Genomic DNA, 3,464 nt, shown 5'->3' with positions numbered 1-3,464 from the left:
GATAAATATTAATACTAATTAATAAAACTAATTTTTAAAATTTTAAAAAAATAATATTTTTCAAATGCTCTTAGAAATACTTTTTAAATAAATTATAAAAAATAATTATATAAAAAATGATTAAAAAAAATTAAGACCCTACTTAATCAAGATATTTTATATAAAAAAAATTCATTACAATAATTAAATTAATAGTATATTAAATAATATTTATTTTAATTTTATTTTAATTAAAAATTCTAAAAAATAATAAGAAAACATTATATATAGAAATCAACATATATACATATAAGCATTAATAATGATGTTTTTTTACTATTTTATATAAAATTATTTTTAAAATTCAATAAGAATTTCTTTAAAAAAATCATTATTGCTTAACTTTTTTATATTAAATTTTTAATTTTTAGTATTAATAAGATAATTTAATCTAAAAATTTTAATAAAAAATTACTTTACATAAGCAATACTTATTTAGGAGGTATATTTTGTCACAACAAGCATCCGAACTCTTTAAAAATTTCCAACAATTAACCCCATCTGAATTTTTTAGAAAAAATAAACAGATGTTAGGATTTTCTGGAAAAATAAGATCTCTAACAATTGTATTTCACGAATTAATTACCAACAGTTTCGATGCAGCAGAAGAAGCAGGAATTTTACCTGAAATCAAAATTGACTTAAGAAAAGTATCTAAAGAACATTACATTTTAAGACATACAGATAATGGTCCAGGTATTCCTGAAAATTATATTTTAAAAGTATATTGTACTATGTTTGCTGGTTCTAAATTTAGAAACATCCAATCTAGAGGACAACAAGGTTTAGGTTGTAGTGGTTGTGTACTTTTATCACAAATGACTACAGGTAAACCTGCAAGAGTAATCTCTGGTTACATGGAAAATGGTGAGTTAAAAGGAGTAAAACTCAAATTTAAAATGGATGTTAAGAAAAATGTTGGTTTATTAATGGAAAGAGAAGCAGTAGATGTAGATCACACAGGTGTATGTATTGAACTCCAATTTAAAGATGTTGCATATTCTATGGCGGAACAAGGTGCTTTTGAATATATCAGAAGAACTATGATTGCTAACCCACATGCTAAAATTACATTTAGAGATCCTACTGGACATAAATACATTTTCAAAAGAGCAGCAGATATTATACCTGTACTTCCAAAAGAAGTATTACCACATCCAAAAGGAGTAACTGCAGATGATATTCATTTCATGGCAAAACATACTGATAAAAGAAACTTTAAAAGTATGTTAACAAGTAATCTTTCTAGAATGTCAAATAAAAAAATTGATGAAATTGCAGAAGTTACTGGAATTGACATGAAAAAACGTCCAAAAGATATGAAATGGGAAGAGGCAGAAGCAATTGTTAAATGTTTCGATAAAATGAAATTCATGGCTCCACCAACAAATGGACTTATACCAATTGGAAGTGAACAAATAGAAAAAGGTATTAAACAAATTATTAAACCAGAATTTGTAGAAACAATTACTAGAAAACCTGTTACATATAAAGGTGGTGTAGCATTTATTATAGAAGCAGGTATTGCATATGGTGGAGAAGCAGGACGTTTAATTAATGATCAAAGAAAATCAGAAATTATGAGATTTGCAAATAGAGTACCTTTAACATTTGATCAAGGAAGTTGTGCAATTACTGAAGCACTTAAAAGTATTGATTGGAAACGTTATGGTATTAAAGATTTCGAAAACTCACCAATTACAGTATTTGTAAATATGATTTCTACTCAAATTCCATATTTATCAACTGGAAAACAAAGTATTGCACCAGAACCAGAAATTTTACATGAAGTAAGACAAGCTACAATGACACTTGCTCGTAAATTACAAAAACACTTAAAACATAAAAAAGCAGAAAAAGAAAAAATAATGCGTTCTAAAATCTTTGAAGAAGTTGTTCCAATAATTATTGAAGAATCTGCAAAACTTGGAGAAGTCGCAGTACCAAATTATACTAAAGTTTTATCTAAAGTAACTAGAAGAGGACTTGCAGAATTACTTGGTGAAAAACCTGAAGAAGAGGAAGAAGAGGAAGAAGAAGAGGCATTATTAATGGAAGAACTTGATGAAAATGGATATGCTGTAAATGAAGAAAATTCAAACATTACAAATAATAAAAAACAGAATTATACCATTTCTGAAGATGATCTCATTAATGAAAAAATGATGGAAGAAAAAGAAGCAGCTAAAGAAGCTGAAAAAGCAGCAAAAAAAGCAACTAAAGAAAATAAAAATGGGGATGACTAAACATGGCAGAAAAAGAATTAAAAAAACATATGCCTAAAGAAAAACGTAAAGAATATACTTACAATAAACTTAAATGTTTAGGTCAAGACATTATTGATGATGTTACTAAAGATAAAATTCCTACTCTTAAAGTACCATCAAGAGGAACTGGAAACATACATTATGACCCTGATAAAAGATATTATGTATTAGGTGACAGATACAGTAAAAGATCTATGGGTAATGTTAAACAACTTAGAAAATTAGGTCAAATGGTTTGTACTGCAAACTTCTGTAAAGATCTTGTTAGAAGAGAAAAAACTGCAACAATCAGGGAAATGTATTATATTAGTGAAGGTTGGGGAGTAGAATTTAACACCCAGCAAGAATCTAACACTGTTGGAGAAGATTTAGAAGTTATGTTAGGTACTACACGTGAAGAATTAGGTCTTATGCCAGAAGAAGATGGTGCTTCAGTATATGGAAACATAACTCTTTTAGATGATGATGTAGAAATAAATGCATTAAAAGCAGGAAAATCTGGTTATACTATTTCACCTACTATTGATGAAGTAGAATTTTTAGATTGTGATGTAGACCGTGTAATGGCAGTAGAAACCATGGGAATGTTCCACCGTATGGTCCAAGAACATGCTTATGATAAATTTAATACTCTTATTGTAGGTCTTAAAGGACAAGCAGCTCGTGCTACAAGAAGATTCATTAAAAGAGTAAATGAAGAATTAGGTCTTCCAGTATACATTTGTAACGATGGAGATCCTTGGGGATTCCATATTGGTCAGGTAATTATTTCTGGTAGTGCAAAACTTGCTCATGTAAATCATGAACTTGCAACCCCTGATGCACAATTTATGGGAGTAACTGCTAGTGATATTATTAAATATGATTTACCAAGTGATCCATTAAAAGATGTGGATGTAATGAGACTTAAAGAGTTATCTAAAGATCCTAGATACCAAACTGATTTCTGGCAAACTGAAATTAAAAAAATGCTTAAAATAGGTAAAAAAGCAGAGCAACAATCTTTCTCTAAATATGGTCTTGAATATGTTATTGATGAATATTTCCCAACTAAACTTAGAGAAATGGGAGCACAAATATAAATTTAGCTCTAAAAACAAATTATAATCCATAATATTTTTATTATGGATTTAACTCTTTTTATAATATTAAATATTT

2 protein-coding genes are annotated in these 3,464 nt (G+C 27.8%); both read left to right on the top strand.

All coding sequences use genetic code 11. The annotated features are described in order from the left end of the window. Positions 1-488 precede the first annotated feature (488 nt). Complete coding sequence (gene top6B, locus BGI41_RS07240; RefSeq protein ID WP_088539972.1) at positions 489-2,285, top strand: DNA topoisomerase VI subunit B; 1,797 nt, start codon at positions 489-491, stop codon at positions 2,283-2,285. Positions 2,286-2,287: 2 nt separating this feature from the next. Next, positions 2,288-3,388 (top strand): DNA topoisomerase IV subunit A, encoded by a 1,101-nt coding sequence (locus tag BGI41_RS07235; protein WP_088539970.1) that lies wholly within the window; start codon positions 2,288-2,290, stop codon positions 3,386-3,388. Positions 3,389-3,464 lie beyond the last annotated feature (76 nt).

It is taken from the genome of Methanobrevibacter sp. 87.7, assembly GCF_002208625.1.
GTDB lineage: Archaea > Methanobacteriota > Methanobacteria > Methanobacteriales > Methanobacteriaceae > Methanarmilla.
This window is presented reverse-complemented; position numbering and strand designations above follow the sequence as displayed.

Coding starts and splice junctions, on each gene's coding strand:
- BGI41_RS07235 (WP_088539970.1), top strand. CDS start 2,288: ATGGCAGAAAAAGAATTAAAAAAACATATGCCTAAAGAAAAACGTAAA.